General features: G+C 66.1%; 13 protein-coding genes. 2 read left to right on the top strand and 11 right to left on the bottom strand.

Going from position 1 to position 18,993, the window contains the following annotated elements; translation table 11 throughout:
- Window positions 1-48: 48 nt before the first annotated feature.
- The 7 genes from Q2M23_RS08275 to Q2M23_RS08245 all read right to left on the bottom strand — a co-directional run bounded on the left by Q2M23_RS08275 (window position 49) and on the right by Q2M23_RS08245 (window position 11,840).
- A complete protein-coding gene (locus tag Q2M23_RS08275) occupies window positions 49-2,376 on the bottom strand; it encodes a xanthine dehydrogenase family protein molybdopterin-binding subunit (protein WP_316395295.1) in 2,328 nt (775 codons plus the stop codon).
- A gap of 160 nt (window positions 2,377-2,536) precedes the next feature.
- Window positions 2,537-3,625: a S1C family serine protease gene (locus Q2M23_RS08270; protein WP_316395294.1), complete on the bottom strand. Its 1,089-nt coding sequence runs from the start codon at window positions 3,623-3,625 to the stop codon at window positions 2,537-2,539.
- 98 nt (window positions 3,626-3,723) lie between these two features.
- Entirely contained in the window at window positions 3,724-4,599 is an 876-nt protein-coding gene (locus Q2M23_RS08265) for a dihydrodipicolinate synthase family protein (protein WP_316395293.1), read from the bottom strand.
- Window positions 4,592-5,548, bottom strand: coding sequence for an NAD(P)-dependent oxidoreductase (locus Q2M23_RS08260; protein ID WP_316395292.1), 957 nt, complete (start codon window positions 5,546-5,548; stop codon window positions 4,592-4,594). Before Q2M23_RS08260 ends, Q2M23_RS08265 begins: the two co-directional genes overlap by 8 nt.
- Before the next feature lie 23 nt (window positions 5,549-5,571).
- Window positions 5,572-7,212: a phosphoglucomutase (alpha-D-glucose-1,6-bisphosphate-dependent) gene (gene pgm, locus Q2M23_RS08255; protein WP_316395291.1), complete on the bottom strand. Its 1,641-nt coding sequence runs from the start codon at window positions 7,210-7,212 to the stop codon at window positions 5,572-5,574.
- 230 nt (window positions 7,213-7,442) lie between these two features.
- A complete protein-coding gene (locus tag Q2M23_RS08250; protein WP_316395290.1) occupies window positions 7,443-9,095 on the bottom strand; it encodes an acetolactate synthase large subunit in 1,653 nt (550 codons plus the stop codon).
- Between the two features lie 78 nt (window positions 9,096-9,173).
- Window positions 9,174-11,840 carry a M1 family metallopeptidase gene (locus Q2M23_RS08245; RefSeq protein WP_316395289.1) on the bottom strand — a complete coding sequence of 889 codons (2,667 nt, stop codon included), beginning with the start codon at window positions 11,838-11,840 and terminating at the stop codon, window positions 9,174-9,176.
- Window positions 11,841-12,090: 250 nt separating this feature from the next.
- Here Q2M23_RS08245 and Q2M23_RS08240 point away from each other — a divergent pair, with 250 nt between their 5' ends.
- Window positions 12,091-13,545, top strand: a complete 1,455-nt coding sequence (locus tag Q2M23_RS08240) for a GH1 family beta-glucosidase (RefSeq protein ID WP_316395288.1) — start codon at window positions 12,091-12,093, stop codon at window positions 13,543-13,545.
- A 1-nt stretch (window position 13,546) separates the two neighbouring features.
- On the opposite strand, the gene Q2M23_RS08235 is transcribed toward Q2M23_RS08240, so the two are convergent.
- Both Q2M23_RS08235 and Q2M23_RS08230 read right to left on the bottom strand, forming a co-directional pair.
- Window positions 13,547-14,614 (bottom strand): maleylacetate reductase, encoded by a 1,068-nt coding sequence (locus tag Q2M23_RS08235; RefSeq protein ID WP_316395287.1) that lies wholly within the window; start codon window positions 14,612-14,614, stop codon window positions 13,547-13,549.
- A 20-nt stretch (window positions 14,615-14,634) separates the two neighbouring features.
- A complete protein-coding gene (locus tag Q2M23_RS08230; RefSeq protein ID WP_316395286.1) occupies window positions 14,635-15,615 on the bottom strand; it encodes a helix-turn-helix domain-containing protein in 981 nt (326 codons plus the stop codon).
- A gap of 152 nt (window positions 15,616-15,767) precedes the next feature.
- Between Q2M23_RS08230 and Q2M23_RS08225 the strand changes: the two genes are divergently transcribed.
- Entirely contained in the window at window positions 15,768-16,493 is a 726-nt protein-coding gene (locus tag Q2M23_RS08225; RefSeq protein ID WP_316395285.1) for an alpha/beta hydrolase, read from the top strand.
- A 197-nt stretch (window positions 16,494-16,690) separates the two neighbouring features.
- On the opposite strand, the gene Q2M23_RS08220 is transcribed toward Q2M23_RS08225, so the two are convergent.
- Both Q2M23_RS08220 and Q2M23_RS08215 read right to left on the bottom strand, forming a co-directional pair.
- Window positions 16,691-18,184 carry an NAD(P)/FAD-dependent oxidoreductase gene (locus Q2M23_RS08220; RefSeq protein ID WP_316395284.1) on the bottom strand — a complete coding sequence of 498 codons (1,494 nt, stop codon included), beginning with the start codon at window positions 18,182-18,184 and terminating at the stop codon, window positions 16,691-16,693.
- 121 nt (window positions 18,185-18,305) lie between these two features.
- Entirely contained in the window at window positions 18,306-18,755 is a 450-nt protein-coding gene (locus Q2M23_RS08215; RefSeq protein WP_057019245.1) for a cupin domain-containing protein, read from the bottom strand.
- Window positions 18,756-18,993: the final 238 nt, after the last annotated feature.

Here is an 18,993-nt window from a genome sequence, read left to right as displayed (position 1 = left end):
TGGCGCGAGCTTCCGGGTTCGACGCTGCGCGTCGCCCCGGAATGACGGCTAAACGGCCGTCGCCTTGGCGTCGCGGATCGCCTGCCAGATCTTCGACGGCGTCAGCGGCGTGTTCAGCTGCTTGATTCCGACCTCGCTCAGCGCATCCATCACGCCGTTGGTGATGCAGGGCGGCCCGCCGATCGCGCCGGACTCGCCGCAGCCCTTGGCGCCTAGCGGGTTGGTCTTGCACGGCGCGGAGCCATCGAGCGTCACCGTGATCGGCGGAACGTCATCCGCGCGCGGGATGCAATAGTCCTGATAGCTCGCGGTCAGCAGCTGGCCTTCCTCGCTATAGGCCACACCTTCGTACAGCGCCTGGCCGATGCCCTGGACAACGCCGCCATGCACCTGCCCGGTCACCAGCATCGGATTGACGGCGACGCCGACGTCGTCGACCGTGGTGTAGCGCACCACCCGCGTGACGCCGGTCTCCGGATCGATCTCGACCTCGCAGATATGCGTGCCGTTCGGCCAGCTCGGCCCGTCGACATTGCCCTCGCTCTCGACCGAGAGCTTTGCGCCGTTTTCCTTCGCCGCGATCTCGAACAGGCTGATGCGCCTGTCGGTGCCGACCACGGTGAGGAAGCCGTCGCGATATTCGATGTCCTCGACGGAGGCCTCCAGCAAATTGGAGGCCTTGTCGCGCGCCTTGTTGATCATATCGTTGCTGGAGACCGCAACCGCGGTGCCGCCGACGAACAGCGAACGCGAGCCGACGCTGCCGAAGCCGGTGGCGAGGTCCGTGTCGCCCTGGATCACGTCGATCTTGTCCATCGCGATGCCGAGCGTATCAGCGATCATCTGGGTGTAGGTGGTGGCGAGGCCCTGCCCCATCGCCATCGTGCCGGAATGCAGGATGACGCGGCCCTCGGCGGTCGCGTGCAGCGAGACGTTCTCGGTGTGGGCGCGGCCGCCGGTCCATTCGATGTAGCTGGTGAGACCGCGGCCGTAGAGCAGGCCCTTCTTCTTCGCCGCCTTCTTGCGTGCGGCAAAGCCGTTCCAGTCGGCCAAATCAGACGCGCGCTCCAGCATGTGCGCGAAGGCACCGGAATCGTACACCTGCCCAACCGCGTTGGTGTAGGGCAGCTGTGCCGGCTTGATGTAGTTGACCTTGCGGATGGTGCGCGGGTCCATGCCGATCTGGCGCGCGGCGGCGTCGAACAGCCGCTCGACGATGAACACCGCCTCGGGCCTGCCGGCGCCGCGATAGGCGCCGACCGGCGCGGTGTGGGTCATCACCGACTTCACCTCGAAATGCACCAGCGGCAGGTCGTAGACGCCGGTCTGCACGAACGGGCCGAGCACCAGCGGAATGATGTTGGCGGTGCCCGACGAATAGGCCCCGGTGCCGCCTATCGAGCGCACCCGGTAGGCTAGCACGCGGCCCTTGGCATCGAGCGCGAACTCGCCGGTCGAGGTCAGGTCGCGGCCATGGGTGCCGCCGACGAACTCGTCGGTGCGGTCGCCGCGCCAGCGGATCTTCTCGTTCAGCTTGGTCGCGGCATAGGCGACGATGCCGTCTTCCGGATACAGGCTGGTCTTCTGGCCGAAGCCGCCGCCGATGTCGCCGACCAGCACGCGCACGCTGTCCTTCGGCCGCTTCAGGATCGATTCCGCCAAGAGGTCGCGGGTCGAACCCGGAGCCTGCGACTGCACGTGCAGAATCAGCCGGCCGGTCTTCTTCTCGATCTCGGCAATGGTCGAGCGCGGCTCCATCGCCGACGGCACCAGGCGCTGGCTGACCAGGTCGAGCGACACCTTGTGCGCGGCGTTGGCGAAGGCTTCCTCGACCTTGGCGGCATCGCCATAGCTCATCGCGGCCACGATGTTGTCGGGCGCCTCCGGCCAGACCGCCGGCGCACCGGGCTTGATCGCCTCGACCGGATCAACCACCGAGGGCAGCACCTCGTAATCGATCTCGATCGCCTCGGCCGCGGTCTGCGCCAGCACCCGCGAGGTCGCGACCACAGCCGCGACGCCCTCGCCCGCGTAACGCACCACATCATGCGCCAGCAGGCGCCGTGGCGGCACGGTCATCGGCGAGCCGTCGGGCCGCTTGAAGATCGCAAGCGTCGGCAGCGTGCCGATATCGTCCTTGACGAGGTCGGCGCCGGTATAGACGGCCTTGACGCCCGGCATCTCCAGCGCCGCCCTGGCGTCGATCGACTTGATGTTGGCATGGGCGTGCGGCGAGCGCAGCACGTGCAGCCAGAGCGCGCCGTCCTGCGGCTTGTCGTCGATGAAATGCCCCTTCCCGGTGACCAGCCGCTGGTCCTCCAGACGCTTGACTGGCTGGCCCGCACCAAAACGCATACTGCCGGGAAGAATGTTCATCAGAGGGTCCTTCGAGCTTCCAAGAATTTCCAGAGAATTTGGCGGGGGTTTTAGCGGATTTTGGCGGCCTGACAACCACAGCGCCGGCCAGAGGACAGGCGTGTCGTCGCGCGGCGCGCGGAAGCACAATCCGGTGGCACGCGTCAGGCCAGTGACGACATCATTGCGCCCGGCCGATATCGACGATGGCGACCTCGACATCGCGCGCCGAGCCGTCGCGGTTCACGCTGAGCCGCACTTTCTTGCCGACCCCGATCTGCTCGAGCTGGTCGGCCAGATCGGAGAGCCGGTGCACCGGCTTGCCGTCGACCGCGGTGATCACGTCGCCGAGCTCACCGGTCGACATGTCGACCCCGCGTATCCCGGCGCGCTCGGCCGGCGACCCCGGTGTCGTGCGCACCACGATCAATCCTTCGGCACCGATACGCGTGGCGACCGCCTCATTCGCGGTCACGATGCCGATCCCCGGCGTCGGCACGCGGCCGTTGCGGATCAGGTCTGGCACCACGCGATTGACGATGTCGACCGGGATCGCAAAGCCGATGCCGGCATTCGAGCCCGACGGCGACAGGATCGCCGTGGTCACGCCGATCAGCCGGCCGGCGGAATCGAGCAACGGGCCGCCCGAATTGCCCGGATTGATCGCGGTGTCGGTCTGGATCACATTGGAGATCTCGCGCCCGCTCGAGGTCGGCAGCCGGCGCTTGAGCGCGCTGATGATGCCGCTGGACATCGATTGATCGAGCCCGAACGGGTTGCCGATCGCATAGGCAAACTGGCCGACCTTGAGATCGGCCGAGCTGCCGAGCGCCAGTGACGGCGGCAGCTTGCGCGCGCTGCGGATGCGCAGCACCGCCAGATCGTAGTTCGGCGCCGTGCCGACGATTTCGGCTCGCACCGCTTCGCCGGAGGCAAAGCGGATGGCGACCTGGCTTGCGTTCTGCACCACGTGGTTGTTGGTGACGACGTGGCCGTCATTGTCCCAGACAATGCCGGTGCCCGACGCCGCGCCGCCCTCCTGCTCCTCGCTCAACGGATTGGCGGCGGTTTGCGTCACCACCTGCACGACCGACGGCGAGACCTTCTCGAAGATCTCGACATTGGCCTTTTCGGCATCCGACAGCGCGCCGCGCTCGGTGACCGCGCGGGCAGCCGGGCCGCTCCACGGCGCCTGACGGATGCTGCCGGCCGCGAAGATCAGCAGAATGGCCGCGATCACGGCCAGGACAAGGACGGTACGCCGATTCATTGGTGTGCTCCACGCAACAAACGCGCTGACCAAGCGGAGGTTTCCGGCATGGCCAAGGCGGATTGCCCGGCATTTTGCCGCGCAGCCCCCCGACGGCCTCAGCCCAGATCGCGCAACGCCGCCTCGACCACCTTGCGCTGCTCGGCCGTGAGCGGCGCCTGCGGCGGCACGGGATCGCCGACGTCGTAGCCCTGGCTCGCGAGCCCGGCCTTGATGCAGGCGGCGAGGTTGAAGCGGGCAAACGCCTCGTTGATGCGCCACAGCTTGCGCTGCAGGGCCATCGCCTCATCCCAGCGGGTGCGGCGGCACAGATTGTAGAGCTCGACGCTCTGCCGCGGGATGATGCAGGCCGGGCCCGCCATCCAGCCGTGGCCGCCGATCAGCATCACCGCGGCCGGAATATGGGCGGAGGCCGAGAACACTTTCAGGCCGTCGCCGCAGCGGTTCATGATCGACAGCAGCCGCCCGGTGTTGGTCGAGGCGTCCTTGATGTAGCCGATGCGCGGATGCCCGGCGAGCCGCGCGATGACGTCGAGCGTGAGGTCGGAGCGCTGGAAATTCGAATTGGTGTAGATCACGACCGGAATGTCGACGGCATCGGCGATGGCGCGGAAATAGGATTCGACCTGCGCATCGGCGACCGGGAAATAGGCCTCCAGGATAGCGAGGATGCCGGTCGCGCCGCGCTTCTGGTAGGCCTTGGCCTGCGCCACCGCATCCGCCGTCGAGGTCGAGGCGACGCCGGCGACCACCGGCACGCGGCCCTGCGCGGCCTCGATCGTGGTCGCCACCACCTGCATGCGCTGCGCATTGTTGAGATAGGCGAATTCGCCGGTCGAGCCGAGCGGCGTCAGGCCGTGGACGCCGGCCTTGACCAGATCGTCGCAGAGCCGGCCCAGCACCTCGGTGCGGACATGGCCGGCAGGGTCGACCGGGGACACCAGGTACGGAAAGACGCCGTGGAAATCAGCCATTTGCGAGCCTCGTTGACGGCGAGACATAATCGGGATCGTGCGCAAAGGGAAGCGGCGCGCCGCTGCGCAAGGCGCCGAGCACCGCTGCGAAATCCGTGCCGGCGCGGAAGCCGAGCAGCCGTTCGGCCTTGCCGGCATCGTAGATCCGGCCGATCGATTTCGGCAGGCGCCAGCCACGCCGCGCGAACAGCGCCGGCGCATCGGGGAATGTGCGCGCGATGACCCCGGCCGCGTCCGTCTTCAGGTCGGCGACATCGCCACGCTTGAACGGCGTCGGCGCGCTGATCACGAAGACCTCGAAGCCGCGGATCTTGTCGAGCGCCACGACATGGGCATCGGCGGCGTCCTCGACCGTGAGGCGGCGGTACAACAGCTCGGTCGCCTTCAGGTTCTCGCCGTGGATGTCACGGATGGTGTCGTCATCCTCGGGGAAGAAGCGGCTGGTGCGCAGCACCGCGCAGTTCAGCCCGTGCTCGCGGCTGTACAGACGGCACAGCCCTTCAGCGGCAAGTTTTGTCACTCCGTAAATGTTGCGCGGCTCGAGCGGTCCTGTCGTCTCGTCGAGCCATACCGCAGCATGGCCTTCCTCGTCGCGGATCGCCTGCGAAATCATCAGCGAGGTCGTCGAGGTGAAGACGAAACGGTCGTGGCCGGCAGCCACTGCCGCCTGCAGCAAATTGAGCGTGCCTGTGACGTTGACGTCGACAAAGGCCAGCGGCGCGAACCGCGCGATATCAGGCTTGTGCAGCGCCCCGCCATGGATCACGGCCTCGATGCCGTGATCGGCGAACACACGCTCGACCACCGACCGTTCGGCTACCGAGCCTGTGACATCGGTCGCCTCACCCGGGACGACGTCGAGGCCGACCACGTCATGGCCGGCCTGTCGAAGCCGCGGCGCGAGGAAACGGCCGAGCCAGCCGGAGGAGCCGGTCAACAATATTCGCATGAATTCTGCCCGGCCCGCGCCTTTCAGAACACCTTGGCGATCGCGGCCTGCGCATCGCCCTGGATCTGCTTCAGATGATCCGGCCCGCGGAAGCTCTCGGCGTAGATCTTGTAGACATCCTCGGTGCCGGAGGGACGCGCGGCGAACCAGCCCGCCTCGCTCTCGACCTTGATGCCGCCGAACGGCTGGTCGTTGCCCGGCGCCTTGGTCCTGACCGCGCGCACGGCATCGCCGGCGAGCTGCGTCATGTTGAGCTGCTCGGGCCCGAGCGCCTTCAGCGCGTTCTTCTGCTTCGGCGTCGCCGCCACATCGATGCGCTCGTAATAGGGAACGCCGAGTTCGGCGGTCAGCTCGCCGAACAATTCGCTCGGATCGCGGCCGGTCCTGGCGATGATCTCGGCTGCCAAGAGGCCGAGGATGATGCCGTCCTTGTCGGTGGTCCACACCGAGCCGTCGCGCTTCAGGAACGAAGCGCCCGCGCTCTCCTCGCCGGCAAAGCCGAAGCCGCCGCTGCCGAGCCCGTCGACGAACCATTTGAAGCCGACCGGCGTCTCGACCAGCTTGCGGCCCAGCTTCTTCGCCACGCGATCGATGATCGAGCTCGACACGATGGTCTTGCCGATCGCGGCGTCCTTGCTCCATTGCGGCCGGTGCGCGAACAGATAGGCGATCGCGGTGGCAAGGAAGTGGTTCGGGTTCATCAGCCCGTTCGAGCGGATCACGATGCCGTGGCGGTCGGCGTCGGTGTCGTTGGCGAAAGCGACGTCGAAACGGTCGCGCATCCCGATCAGGCTCGCCATCGCATAAGGCGACGAGCAGTCCATCCGGATCTTGCCGTCCCAGTCCGCGGTCATGAAGCGGAAGGTCGGATCGACCGCCTCGTTGACGACTGACGCGTTGATGCCGTAGCGCGCGATGATCGGCTGCCAGTAGTGCACCGCCGCGCCGCCGAGCGGGTCGATGCCGATCTTGACGCCGGCAGACTTGATCAGCGCGAGATCGACGGTGTTGCCGAGATCGGCGACATAGGGCGTGATATAATCGTGCAGATGCGTGGTCGCCGCCTTGCGCGCGCGATCATAGGACAGCCGCGCGACGCCCTTGAGGCCGGCCTCGATGTAGCGGTTGGCGTTCTTCTCGACCACGGCGGTGACGTCGGTGTCGGCCGGACCACCATGCGGTGGATTGTACTTGTAGCCGCCGTCCTCCGGCGGGTTGTGTGACGGCGTGATGACGACGCCGTCGGCGAGGCCCGCGCTACGGCCCTTGTTGTAGCTCAGAATCGCATGCGAGATCACCGGCGTCGGGGTGTAGCCGGCCTGCGCGTCGATCATGATCTCGACGCCGTTGGCCGCGAACACCTCGACCGCGCTGGCCAGCGCCGGCTCAGCCAGCGCATGGGTGTCGATGCCGATGAACAGCGGTCCGGTGAGGCCCTTCTCGCGCCGGTAATCGCAGATCGCCTGCGTGGTGGCGAGGATATGGTCCTCGTTGAAGGAATTCTTCAGCGACGAGCCGCGATGGCCCGAGGTGCCGAACGCAACCCGCTGGGCGGGATCGCCGGCGTCGGGCTTGCCGGCAAAATAGGCCGTGACCAGCCGCGGCACATTGGCGAGCGCGGCGGGATCGATGGGTTTGCCGGCGGCAGGATTTGGTGCAGTCACGTGACCTCTCAGATCTGGTATCGCCGACCATCTGCGCAATGGTGATGCAGTGGCGTGCTACCATGGCGGCTTACGTTCAATCAAGCCGAGGGCTTTTCGTTCCTTGCCCACCGCAACCGTGCTTTAGCGTCTTGTTTGAGCATGATCTCCGCGCAAACGCTTTGCGTTTGTCGCGAGGAAAGCCGCTTCGCACTTTGCGCTAACGCGGCCCTTCGGGTCCGGATCATGCTCTACGACACATCGATCTGCTGCACCTTCTCGCGCAATTCGTCGACCAGCACCCGCTTGTTCTCGGTATAGTCGATCGGCACCACGACAAGATGCACGCCGCCGCCGGAAAACGCCCGTTCCAGGGTCGGAACGATCGCATCCGTGCTCGCGATCCGCGAACCCTTGGCGCCGTAGCTTTCGGCGTATTTGACGAAATCCGGATTGCCGAAGGTCAGGCCGAAATCCGGGAAATTGTCGACCGCCTGCTTCCAGCGGATCATGCCGTAGGCGGAATCCTCCAGGATCAGGATTACCAGATTGAGATTGAGGCGGACGGCGGTCTCGAGCTCCTGCGAGTTCATCATGAAGCCGCCATCGCCACAGACCGCGAGCACGCGGTTCTTCGGATACAGCATCGCCGCCATCATCGCCGACGGCAGGCCGGCGCCCATGGTCGCGAGCGCGTTGTCGAGCAGCAGCGAGTTCGCGAGCAGCGTGCGGTAATTGCGCGCGAACCAGATCTTGTACATGCCGTTGTCGAGCGCGACGATGCCGTCCTCGGGAATGACCTGCCGCACATCGTGCACGATGCGCTGCGGCGTCGGCGGCCAGCGGCCCTCGGTGGCGCGATCGGTGATCTTGGCCAGAATGCTTTGGCGCAGGCTGAGCAGCGCGCTGGCATGCGGCAGCTTTCCCTCGACCCGATCGGCCAGCAATTCAAGGCTCGGACCGACGTCGCCGATCACCTCGCATTGCGGGAAATAGACCTGCTCGACCGTTGCCGGCATGTAGCTGACATGGATCACCTGCGGCCCCTTCGGGCCCATGATGAAAGGCGGCTTCTCGACCGTGTCGTGACCGATCGCGATGATGAGGTCGGCGCGGTCGATCGCCTCGTGCACGTAGTCGCGCTCGCTCAGCGCGGCGGTTCCCATATACTGATTGGTGCCGCCCGACACCGTGCCCTTGCCCATCTGCGTGGTGATGAACGGGATTTTCGTGCGCCGCACGAAATCGCCGATCCCGGCAGTCGAACGCGGACGCGATGCCGCAGCACCAAGCATGATCAGCGGGCGCTGCGCCTTCAGGATCATGTCGGCGGCGCGGTCGAGCGCGGCGGCGTGCGCGATGGGAATCTCGATCGGATGCGGCGGTATCATTTCGACCGGCGCAATCTCCTCGCCAGCGATATCTTCCGGCAGTTCGAGCAGTACCGGCCCCGGCCGTTCCTGCGTCGCAATGCGGAAGGCGTCACGGACCAGGGTCGGAATGGTCGCGCCGCTGACGATCTGCAGCGACAATTTGGTCAGCGGGCGAAACGTGTTGACGATGTCGACAATCTGGAACTTGGCCTGCCGACTGCTCAAGATGCCCTTCTGTCCGGTCAGCATCACCATCGGCATCGCGCCGAGCAGCGCATAGGCGGCGCCTGTCGTGAGGTTGAGCGCGCCGGGGCCAAGCGTCGTCATGCAGACGCCGGGCCTTCCGGTCAGCCGGCCATAGGTCGCCGCCATGAACGCCGCGGCCTGCTCGTGGCGGGTCACGATCAGTTTGATCGAGGATTTGCGCAGGCTCTCGACCACGTCGAGGTTCTCCTCGCCGGGGACGCCGAATACCCGCTCCACGCCCTCATTCTCGAGGGCCGCGACCAGCAAATCGGAACCTTTGACCATCTCAGCCTCGCATCGTTGATTGCATGCCGCGCACGGAGCATAGCCGCATCGCGCGCCGCCGGAAACTGCTTCGCGATCTCACGGTTTGCGCGCCCTGATCCAGCCGTCGGCGGCGGGCAGCACGCGCGCGGCGAGATCGGCCGAGATCGCGATCGCCTGCACGGATCGCGCCACCATCACCCGTCCGCCGGTGGTCGATTGCGACGGAGCAAACGCGGCCAGTTCCGCCGCATGGTCCTCATCGGTAAAATTGGTCATGAAGTTCGGCACGAACTGGTCGCGGAAGTTCGGCCCCTGCCTTGCCAGCAACGTATCGAAATTAGTCCGGACGAAGTCCCAGGCGAGCTGCGGCTGCTCGCCTGAAGACGCAACCGCGTTGATCATCCCCGTCACGATCGTGTCGGGCAATTCGTTGGTCAGCGTCAACGCCAGCGTCGCCCGCGCCAGTTCGGCATCGCGGGCGCTTGCCGCCGCGAGATAATAGCGCAGCCGTTCATTGGTCGCCGTGCTGTTGCGCGCGAGCGCCAGCAGCTGGTCGTAGGTCGCCCGATCGGCGGTCACACCGACAACATGCGTGACGGCATCGCGCAATGCGGTCGGAAGCGAATTGGGATCATCGACGAATCCCGCAAAGCGCCGCCTCGCTTCCGCCACAATAGCTGCATCCCCGAGATCGCCAAGCGTCGAGATCAGGCTTGCACGCAACAACGCAGTGTCATCGTCGCCTGAACCGGCGCCGTCCCATCCGACCCGATCGAACACCGGGCGCAGCTTGGCGCGGGCATAGGCCTGGATCACCGGCCGCTCGGTGCGGCCGCGCGACAGCCGGTTCAGCGCCGCGAATGTCGAGATCACCTGGTCCCACACCGCGCGATGGTCACCGGCATCGAGGGCATCGAGCAGCGCGAGATAGGACGGCGCCTCCGCGCGGCCCGCCTGCACCAGCGCCCAGCTGTCGGTAACGACATTGAGACGGTCGGCGACCTGCATTTGCGGGAATGCGTTCAGCAACGCCGCACGGTTCTTCGGGCCGTACTCGACCCTGAAGTAGCCGACGTCGCCGAGGTTGACCTTGATCGCATCGCCGCAGGCACCGGCCGGGATATCGGTGCTCCCCTTCAGCAATATCTCGTCAAACGGCTTGCCATGCGCCGGTCCGACCGCAACGGGAATCTGCCAGTTGCGGGCCGGCAGCGGCGGATTGTTGGCCGGCGCGACCACGAAGCGATCCTGCCGCAGGGTCAGACGTTGCGCCACGCCATCGCAGGCCGCCTCGGCCACGACCAGCGGCACGCCGTCCTGCTCGGAGAAGGAGGCGGCGATACCGGTGATGGTCTTGCCGGCGCTACTCTCGAGCGCCTGCCAGAGATCAGCGGTCGTCGCGTTGCTGTAGGCATGCGCGGCCATGTATCTGCGGATGCCGTCGCGGAACGCCGGTTCGCCGAGATAGGTCTCGAGCATGCGGATCAGCGCCTGCCCCTTGTTGTAGGTGATGGCGTCGAATGCCGTGACCGCTTCGCTGTGATCGGCAATCGGCTGCTGCACGGGATGCGAGGTGCGCCGCGCATCGAGCGCCATGGCGAACTGCTTCGCGCCGTAGCCGTTCAGCCAGCCCTGCCATTGCGGATAGAACTGCTCCGAGGCCTTGGTTGCCATCCAGCTGGCAAAGCCCTCGTTGAGCCAGAGATTGTCCCACCACGCCATGGTGACGAGATCGCCGAACCACATATGCGCCATCTCGTGCGCGATGATGGCGAAGATGCCACGCCGCGCGGTCTCGGCGGACGTCGCGGGATCGAACAGCAGCCGGCTCTCGAAGAAGGTGATGCCGCCCCAATTCTCCATCGCGCCGCCGAACCCGCCGGGAACGGCGATCAGGTCGAGCTTCGGCAACGGATATTTGACGCCGAAATAGTCGTTGTAATAGGCGAGCAGCTTCACCGCGCTGTCGAGCGCGAACCGGCCCTGGCCGCCCTTGCCCTCCGTCGTCACCACGCCGACCGTGACGCCGCCGGCATCCGCTGTGACGTGCTCGAGCTCGCCGACCGTGAGCACGAACAGATAGCTCGACATCTTCGGCGTCGGCGCGAACGCAACCTTCTTGAGATCGCCGGCGACCGGCTCTTCGCTGGTCACGGGCATGTTGCCGACCGCGAGCAGATTGCGCGGAATGACGACGGTCAGCGCGAAGCTCGCCTTGAACGACGGCTCGTCCCAGCACGGGAAGATCCGCCTGGCATCGGCCGGCTCCAGCTTGCTGGAGATCATCCGCTTGATCCCGGTCCTGGTCGGGTAGTCGACCGAGAACAGGCCGGTGCCGAATTTGTTGATCTGCGCTGTGAAGGCGATGCGTAGCTTGTGGCGGCCGGCCGCAAGCGGCCTGGCGAAGGTCAGCGTTGCGGTCTGCGCGGTGGCGTCGGTCGCGATCTCCGCGCGCTGGGCGCCGTCATCGATCGTAACCTCTGCGAATGTCGTGTTGACCGCGTTCAGCGTCAGCTGCGCGGTCGCCTCGCGTACCTCGATGTCGACGGTCTCGACGCCTGGCAGAGCGAGGCTCGTGATATCAGGCGTCAGCTCGATCGCGTAATGCAACGGGACGACCGTCTTCGGTAGCTTTCCGGGCGTGCGGTCGAACGAAAATGTCTGCTCGGCCTGCGCGCTTGCGGCCATCGCCAAAGCCAAGCCGATCGCAGTGGCAAGACGACGCAGCAGCGCCGTTCGGACATGGGTTGCAGGCTTGTTCATCGCGCGCAGCTCACGGGAATCTCGGGGATATTCGGATGTCATTGCGGAATGACGTAGCAGGCAATCTAGTAGAGAAAATGTCGCCACAAAACTGACAACTCCGCGACATTGACATCACAATGGTTCGCATTGATTGGTACGCCGCTCGCCACGGCGCTTTGGCCCGCCGGCCCTTGTTGCTCAACGGCGGGATGGAAGGTTAACCTACGGCCCGCATTCCAGCCGCAACGTTCGGCGACGGGAGACAGCAATGTTCGGAAAGTTCTCGCGCCGGCAGTTTGCGGGCCTTGCAGGCCTCTCGGCGCTCGGTTTGACCGGCCCTGCCGAGGCTGCAAACCGTGCGTCACGGCCGGACGGCACGAACTTTCCCACCGGCTTCGTCTGGGGCACAGCAACCTCGTCCTACCAGGTCGAGGGCGCGGTCAATGAGGACGGCCGCGGCCCATCGATCTGGGACACTTTCACCCATACATCGGGCAAGATCGAGGACGGCTCGACCGGCGACCGCGCCAACGATCACTATCACCGCTACAAGGAGGACGTCCGCCTCATCAAGGATCTCGGCGCCAAGGCCTATCGCTTCTCGATCGCCTGGCCTCGGGTATTTCCCGATGGCACCGGCACGCCGAACCCGAAGGGCCTCGACTTCTACAACCGCCTGGTCGACGAGCTGCTGGCGAACGGCATCGAGCCCTACGCCACGCTCTATCACTGGGACCTGCCCCAGGCGCTGCAGGACCGCGTCGGCGGCTGGCGCTCGCGGGACACTTCGAAGGCGTTCGGCGACTATGCCGGCTACGTGGCGCAGCGACTGACCGACCGCGTGAAGAACGTCTTCACCCTCAACGAGGTCGGACGTTTCCTCCCGTTCGGCTATGCGCTCGGCGTCGACGCCCCGGGGCTGAAGCTGCCGGCTGGCGAGGTGAACCAGGCGCGCCATCATGTGGCGCTTGCGCATGGCCTTGCAGTGCAGGCGATCCGCGCCAAAGGCCGTGCCGGCACGCGGGTCGGGCCGGCCGAGAACATCACCGCCTGCGTGCCCGCCTTCAACACGCCGGAGAACATCCGCGCTACCGAGATCGCGACGCGCGAGCTCAATGCAGGTTTTCTCGGTGTCGTCCTCGAAGGCAGGTACACCGAAGGCTTCCTGCAATATGCCGACGCGGATGCGCCCAAATTTACCGCTGACGAACTGAAGATCATCTCGCAGCCCAATGATTTCGTCGGCCTGAACATCTACGCGCCGCAATGCTACATCCTTGCCACCGACCATGCCCCCGGCTGGAAGCCGCTGCCGATGCCGGCCTCCTTCCCGCACATGAGCTCGGAATGGCTGCGGATCGCGCCAGAGACGATCTATTGGGCGCCGCGGATCGCCGCCAAGCTGTGGAACATCAAGAGCATCTATATCAGCGAGAACGGCACGTCCGGTGAGGACAAGGTGCATCCGGACGGGCAGATCTACGATCTCGACCGCATCATGTTCCTGCGCAACTATCTCGCCCAATTGCAGCGCGCGACCGCCGACGGGGTCCCGGTCCACGGCTATTTCCTGTGGAGCCTGATGGACAATTTCGAATGGATCTTCGGCTACGAGAAGCGCTTTGGCCTCTACCGGGTGGATTTCGAGACCCAGGCCCGGGTGCCGAAATTGAGCGCGGCGTTCTATCGCGACGTGATCGCGCGCAACGCGATCGGCGTCTGATCTATCCGGCCTGCGGGCGCGCGCCGGACCACGCGCGCTTCAGCAGGTCGCGGATGCCGCTCTCCTCGATCGGCCGCGGATTCCAGTAAGGGTTCTTGCTGGCGAGCGCGGCGGCCTTTGCGATGCCGTCGTCGGGCATGCCGATCTCGGCGAGCGAGCGCGGCGCGCCGAGCCTTGCCGACAGATCGAACAGGCCATCGGCGGCGTCAGCAGCCCCAAGCGCCCTCGCCGCGCGGCTGACTGGATCGCGCGCGGCCGGCGTGTTGTAGGCGATGGTGTGCGGCAGCAGCACCGCATGGGTCTCGGCATGCGGCGGGTCGAACAGCGCGCCGACGGTGTGGCAGAGCTTGTGATGCAGCGCCATGCCGACGGTGCCGAGACAGACCGCGCACAGCCACGCGCCATAGAGCGCGTCCGCGCGCGCATCGAGATCGCGCGGCCGTGCGTTCACGTCCGGCAGCGACGATGCGAGCTTTGCGATCGCCTCTTCCGCCATCAGCGAGGTGATCGGGTTGCCGTCCCGCGCGTACAGCGCCTCGGCCGCATGCGCGATCGCGTTGAGGCCGGAGATCGCCGAGAATTTGGCCGGCATCGAGACGGTCAGGTTGACGTCGTAGATCACGGCCTCGGGCAGGATCTTCGGCGATGATTGCGTGGTCTTGACGCCGTCGACGGTCTCGCCGAGTACCGGCGTCATCTCGGAGCCGGCATAACTGGTCGGCACGATCAGTTGCGGCAGGTCAGTGCGCAGCGCAATCGCCTTGCTGAGGCCGGTCGCGGCACCGGCGCCGATCGCAACCACGCCGTCCGGCTTGAGCTCGCGGACGATCTCCATCGCATGTTCGGTCACCGCGACCGGCGTGTGCACCACTGCACCGTCGAACAATCCGGCCACACGGCCGCCGGTCAGGTCAGCAAGATCGCCGAGCTCGGCCTGCTGCCGCCGGCTCGCCAGCACCAGCGCGCGATTGATGCCGAGCCGGTCGAGCTCGTCCGCCAGCTGCGCGACGGTGCCGACCCCAAACACGACCCGCATCGGGCTGACCTGGTAGGTGAACGGCTGCGCCATGGCGATTTCCGAAGCGTTGGTCAGCCGCGGCGCCAGTCGCGCGGCGTGCAGCCGAAGCGGTGCCTGAAGCGCCGCGTGAAATGCGACAGGTCGGAGAAGCCCCAGTCGAACGCGATGTCGCCGATCGCGCGCCCGGCGACCGCGGGATCCCTCAGATCGCGCGCGGCGCCGTCGAGACGGCGGTCCATCACATGGCTGGCGAATGTCGTGCCGGCGCGCTTGAACAGTTTGTGGACATAGCGCTCGCTGATGCCGATCGCAGCCGCAATGGCGGCAACGCCGAGGCCGGGCTCGCGCAGCCTGCGGTCCACGGCACGGCGCAGCGCAAGCCAGGTCGCATCGGCAAGGCTTGCGCTCTCCCCGACGCCTGCGCGACCACTGCGCGACAGGCTGAGCGCGACCAGATCGAGCAGCACGCCAAACAGCCGCGCGTTGTCCGCATCCGAAGCACGGAGGGCGGATGTGTTCAGAACCTGCGCCGTCTCGGCGATGAGATGGCCGACGAAGGGATCATCCGAAACCCGCGCCGGCGCGACCTCGGGCGCCGACGGCAGCCGTTCATCGAGCGCCTCGGCCGGCACCCAGAACGAGGCGACCTGCAGCGCCGGGCCGCGGTCGTGCAGCAGCGCGAAGCGCTGGCCGCTGTCGAAGATTCCGACCTGCCCCGGCGACAGGCTGATCTCGCGTCCCGCCTGCTGGATGCGGCAGCGGCCGGCAAGCTTCAGATTGAGGTAGTAGCAGCGCCGGCTGGACGCGGCGATGTCGGCAGCGGAGCGCCGCACGACATGCTCCGGGAAGCTGACCCGGTTGACCGCGCCATCCCCGAGCCCAACGGTCTCGACGCGGGCGAGGAAGCCCGGCGTCGCCGGCGGCTCCGGCGTCAGGTTCATGAAGGCCTGGCAGATCGCCTCGCGGTAATACGCGAACTGCTCGCCGGGCCTCGTGTCCGCGGTATTCCAGCTCAGCCTGCGCGAGCGATCCGCGGCGGCGATTTGCTGCATCAGTTCACTCCGAGCCCAGTCCGGTTCGCTCACAGCCAAGCGCGTTCCGCGGGTCCAGGTCAATATCCAGGTCAATATCCATCAGGAAGCGGATGAAACTTGCGCGTATTCCGGGCCGTCCGGACGCGGCAATCCAGACAGGGAGGTACAACATGTCGACCTATGTTCTCGTCCATGGCGCCTGGCATACCGGCGCCGAGTTTGAGCCGGTTGCGGCTGCCATCCGCAAGGCCGGCCATGTCGTCCACACCCCGACCATCAGGGGCAACCGGCCCGGCGACCGGAAGGACTCCGGGCTCGCCGAGGCGATCCAGTCGATCGTGGATTATCTCGCCGAGCATGACCTCAAGGACATCGTCCTGGTCGGCCACAGCTATGGCGGCATGGTCATCACCGGCGTTGCCGACGCCGCCGCGAACCGCATCCGCCGCCTCGTCTACTGGAACGCCTTTGTCCCGAACAATGGCGAATGCCTCAACGACATGGTGCCGCCGCACTATCGCGGCCTGTTCGACGCCATTCATGCCGAGCGGGGCGACGGCTCGGTGGTGCTGCCGTTCCCGATCTGGCGCGAGGCCTTCATCAACGACGCCGATCTCGAGACGGCGCAGCGCACCTATGACAAGCTCAACCCGCACCCGTTGAAGACCTTCCAGGACAAGATCGCGCTGCGCACCAATCCGGCCGAGATGCCGATCGCAAAGTCCTACGTGAACTGCACGGAGGACACCGCGATGCCGCACAGCCTGCCCTGGTATCCACGGTTGTCGGAGAAGCTCGGACTGTTCCGCCTGGTCCAGGTGCCGGGCAGCCACGAGCTGTGCTTCTCCAACCCCGAGCGGCTGGCGCAGGCCTTCCTCGACGCCGGCCGCGATTAGCGGCCTCCGCTTCACCTCGCCCCGCGTGCGGGGAGAGGTCGGAACGCATCATTAGATGCGTTCCGGGTGAGGGGGAGTCTCCACAAACGCAGCCATCACCGCAGATGCGGGGACGGCCCCTCACCCCAACCCTCTCCCCGTAAGAACGGGGAGAGGGAGCGCAGCGCCCTTGCTGCTCGCCCCAATCCCGTGATGCTCTACGCCACCGCTCTGTATGCTGGCGCAGTCGCGAGGAAGCGGGCATAGGCGTCGGCGTCCGGCGGCATGAACTTTTCGACGAGCGGGTTGCGGCGCGACGCCTTGGTGCCGATATCCGCCAGCAGTTCGTCGAAATGCTTGAAGTGGTACGGCGCGACGCACAGCCCGCCATAGACGCCCGCTGCCGGACGCTCGACGCGCTTGAAGTTCAGCATCATCGCGATGTTGCTATTCATCTCGGCCGCGCTCGGCTGCCGTGCCAGCTGGCCGTCGGCGTAGCGCACCAGCCAGTTCGCGGCGAGATCGGCGCACAGCACGGTGCAGAAGCTCGAATTGAAACCGACGAAGCCCATGTCGGGCAGATCGGGATTGGCGATCAGCCGGTACAGCCGGTACTGCCCGTCGGGCTCGACCAGCTTGTTCTGATACTCCTCGGGCAGGAACGGCACGCCGAGCTTGTAGCCGATCGCGAGCACCGCGACGTCGGCCGCGACGCGCTGGCCGCCGCTCATCACGATGGTCTTGCCGTCGTAATGGTCAAAGGTGCCGCGCACTGCCTTGATCCGGCCGTCGGCGACCATCGGATAGAAGCCGGGGGTTGCGATCGGCACCGAGCAGTTGACGCCATCCTCGATCCGCTCCTTCGGCACCATGCCGCATTGCTTCAGCTTGAGCTGCATCTTCAGCATGCTTTCGAGCCCGCGCCAGTTCGCCCACACGAACGGCTTTGCCACGACATGCGCAAGGCGCGCCATCGGCCCGATGCCCCAGCTGGCAAACATCTGCTCCTGCGCGCGGATGTAGAGGATGCGCTTGAAGTTGACGAGGCCGCCGACGAAATAGGGAATCCGCCAGACCGGCTCGCGAAACACGATGGTGACTTCGCTGGCGCCGGAATTGACCGCATTCACCGCGATGTCGGTCGCCGATTTGGAGCCGCCGAGCACCACCACCTTGCGGCCCTTGGCAAGCGTTGGATCGCCGTATTGCGATGAATGCAGGATCTGCCCGCCCTGCGCCTTGAAGCCGTCCTCGCCGGCCAGCGGCAGGGCCTGCGGCTCGTTGAATTGCCCGGTGCAGACCGCGACGAAGTCGAAATCCTCGTGGCCGGTGGCGCCGTCGGTCGAGCGCAGCGCCAGCGTCCAGCCCGGCCTGCCGTCAGTGCGACGCGTCATGGTCTCGACCTTGGTGTCGAACCGCATCGCGCCGTCGAGCCCGTGGCTGCGGGCATAGTCGCGCAAGTAGGCATGAACCTGCGGACCCTTCGGCCATTCCGGATAGGACTCCGGCATCGCCTTGTCGGTGTAGCGATAGAGCTCCTTCGGGCTCTGGGTCTGCACGTCGGGATAGGAGCGCGCCGGCTCCCAAACGCCGCCGAGATCGCCGCTGCGCTCGATGATGGTCACCTTGTGGCCGCGACCGGCAAAGGCCTTGCCGGCTGCGAGCCCGGAAATGCCGGCGCCGATGACGCACACATGCTTCTGCTTGACCATGAAACCGCTCCGAATTGAATGAACAGGTCCAATTTCGTTAAGCGCACGCGTCCCCGTCATCGCCGGAGTCCAGCTCCGGCGATTGCCGCCTCGTGTGCGTATTGTCTGTTTGACCGCCGGGCTAGTCGTTGGCTTCCGGCGGCAGGAAGTCCACCTCGTGCTCGGCGGAGATACGCACCACTTCGGCGGGGTCCTGCAGATTGTGCAGCTTCTCGAACAGCGCCTCGAGCTTCTGCATCGGCGACACCCAGAACAGCGCCCGCGCCGGCTTGTCCGACTTGTTGAAATAGCCGTGCGGGATGCCGCGCGGCATGCGCACGAGGTCGCCGGCCTTGGCCTGCACCCAGACGCCGTCGAGCTTGAGGTCGAGCACGCCTTCCTGCACCAGGATGAACTCGTCCTGGGTCGGGTGGATGTGCACCGGCACGAACTGGCCGGGATCGCTGTTGGTTTCGAACGCGAAGGTCGAGTCGGTGACCGCCTTCGGATAGTAGATTTGGCCCAGGATATTCCAGGTCTTGCCGCCGTAGCCGGTGCCGGTTCGGGTAATGCCTTTTTCGAGCGTGCCCATGTCAGCCTCTCCAGTTTTGATGCGCAGTGCCGGCACGGAGCCTGTCGCCGGCCGGTGAGGCTGTCTAGCCGATAAACGAATCCACACCCGGCACCTTCATGCTGCAATGCGGGAGCATTGCGCCGGCCGGCTGCTGCCCAATGCCGTCGCATCGTCCTGACCGCCGATCAGGCAGATTGCACGACGAAACGGCGTTCCCCTTTGCCGCGGGATGCTCTAGGCTGCCTGATGTTTTAGA

It is taken from the genome of Bradyrhizobium sp. 33ap4 (genome assembly GCF_032654765.1).
Classification (GTDB): Bacteria; Pseudomonadota; Alphaproteobacteria; order Rhizobiales; family Xanthobacteraceae; genus Bradyrhizobium; species Bradyrhizobium australafricanum.
The sequence above is the reverse complement of the archived record's forward strand: the minus strand, read 5'-3'. Positions and strand labels throughout refer to the sequence as shown.

Bases quoted from the DNA above. Each gene is read 5' to 3' on its own strand.
- Q2M23_RS08275 (WP_316395295.1), bottom strand. From the start codon at position 2,376: ATGAACATTCTTCCCGGCAGTATGCGTTTTGGTGCGGGCCAGCCAGTC.
- Q2M23_RS08225 (WP_316395285.1), top strand. From the start codon at position 15,768: ATGTCGACCTATGTTCTCGTCCATGGCGCCTGGCATACCGGCGCCGAG.
- Q2M23_RS08260 (WP_316395292.1), bottom strand. From the start codon at position 5,548: ATGCGAATATTGTTGACCGGCTCCTCCGGCTGGCTCGGCCGTTTCCTC.
- Q2M23_RS08265 (WP_316395293.1), bottom strand. From the start codon at position 4,599: ATGGCTGATTTCCACGGCGTCTTTCCGTACCTGGTGTCCCCGGTCGAC.
- Q2M23_RS08220 (WP_316395284.1), bottom strand. From the start codon at position 18,184: ATGGTCAAGCAGAAGCATGTGTGCGTCATCGGCGCCGGCATTTCCGGG.
- Q2M23_RS08230 (WP_316395286.1), bottom strand. From the start codon at position 15,615: ATGCAGCAAATCGCCGCCGCGGATCGCTCGCGCAGGCTGAGCTGGAAT.
- Q2M23_RS08270 (WP_316395294.1), bottom strand. From the start codon at position 3,625: ATGAATCGGCGTACCGTCCTTGTCCTGGCCGTGATCGCGGCCATTCTG.
- Q2M23_RS08215 (WP_057019245.1), bottom strand. From the start codon at position 18,755: ATGGGCACGCTCGAAAAAGGCATTACCCGAACCGGCACCGGCTACGGC.
- Q2M23_RS08235 (WP_316395287.1), bottom strand. From the start codon at position 14,614: ATGGCGCAGCCGTTCACCTACCAGGTCAGCCCGATGCGGGTCGTGTTT.
- Q2M23_RS08250 (WP_316395290.1), bottom strand. From the start codon at position 9,095: ATGGTCAAAGGTTCCGATTTGCTGGTCGCGGCCCTCGAGAATGAGGGC.
- Q2M23_RS08240 (WP_316395288.1), top strand. From the start codon at position 12,091: ATGTTCGGAAAGTTCTCGCGCCGGCAGTTTGCGGGCCTTGCAGGCCTC.
- Q2M23_RS08245 (WP_316395289.1), bottom strand. From the start codon at position 11,840: ATGAACAAGCCTGCAACCCATGTCCGAACGGCGCTGCTGCGTCGTCTT.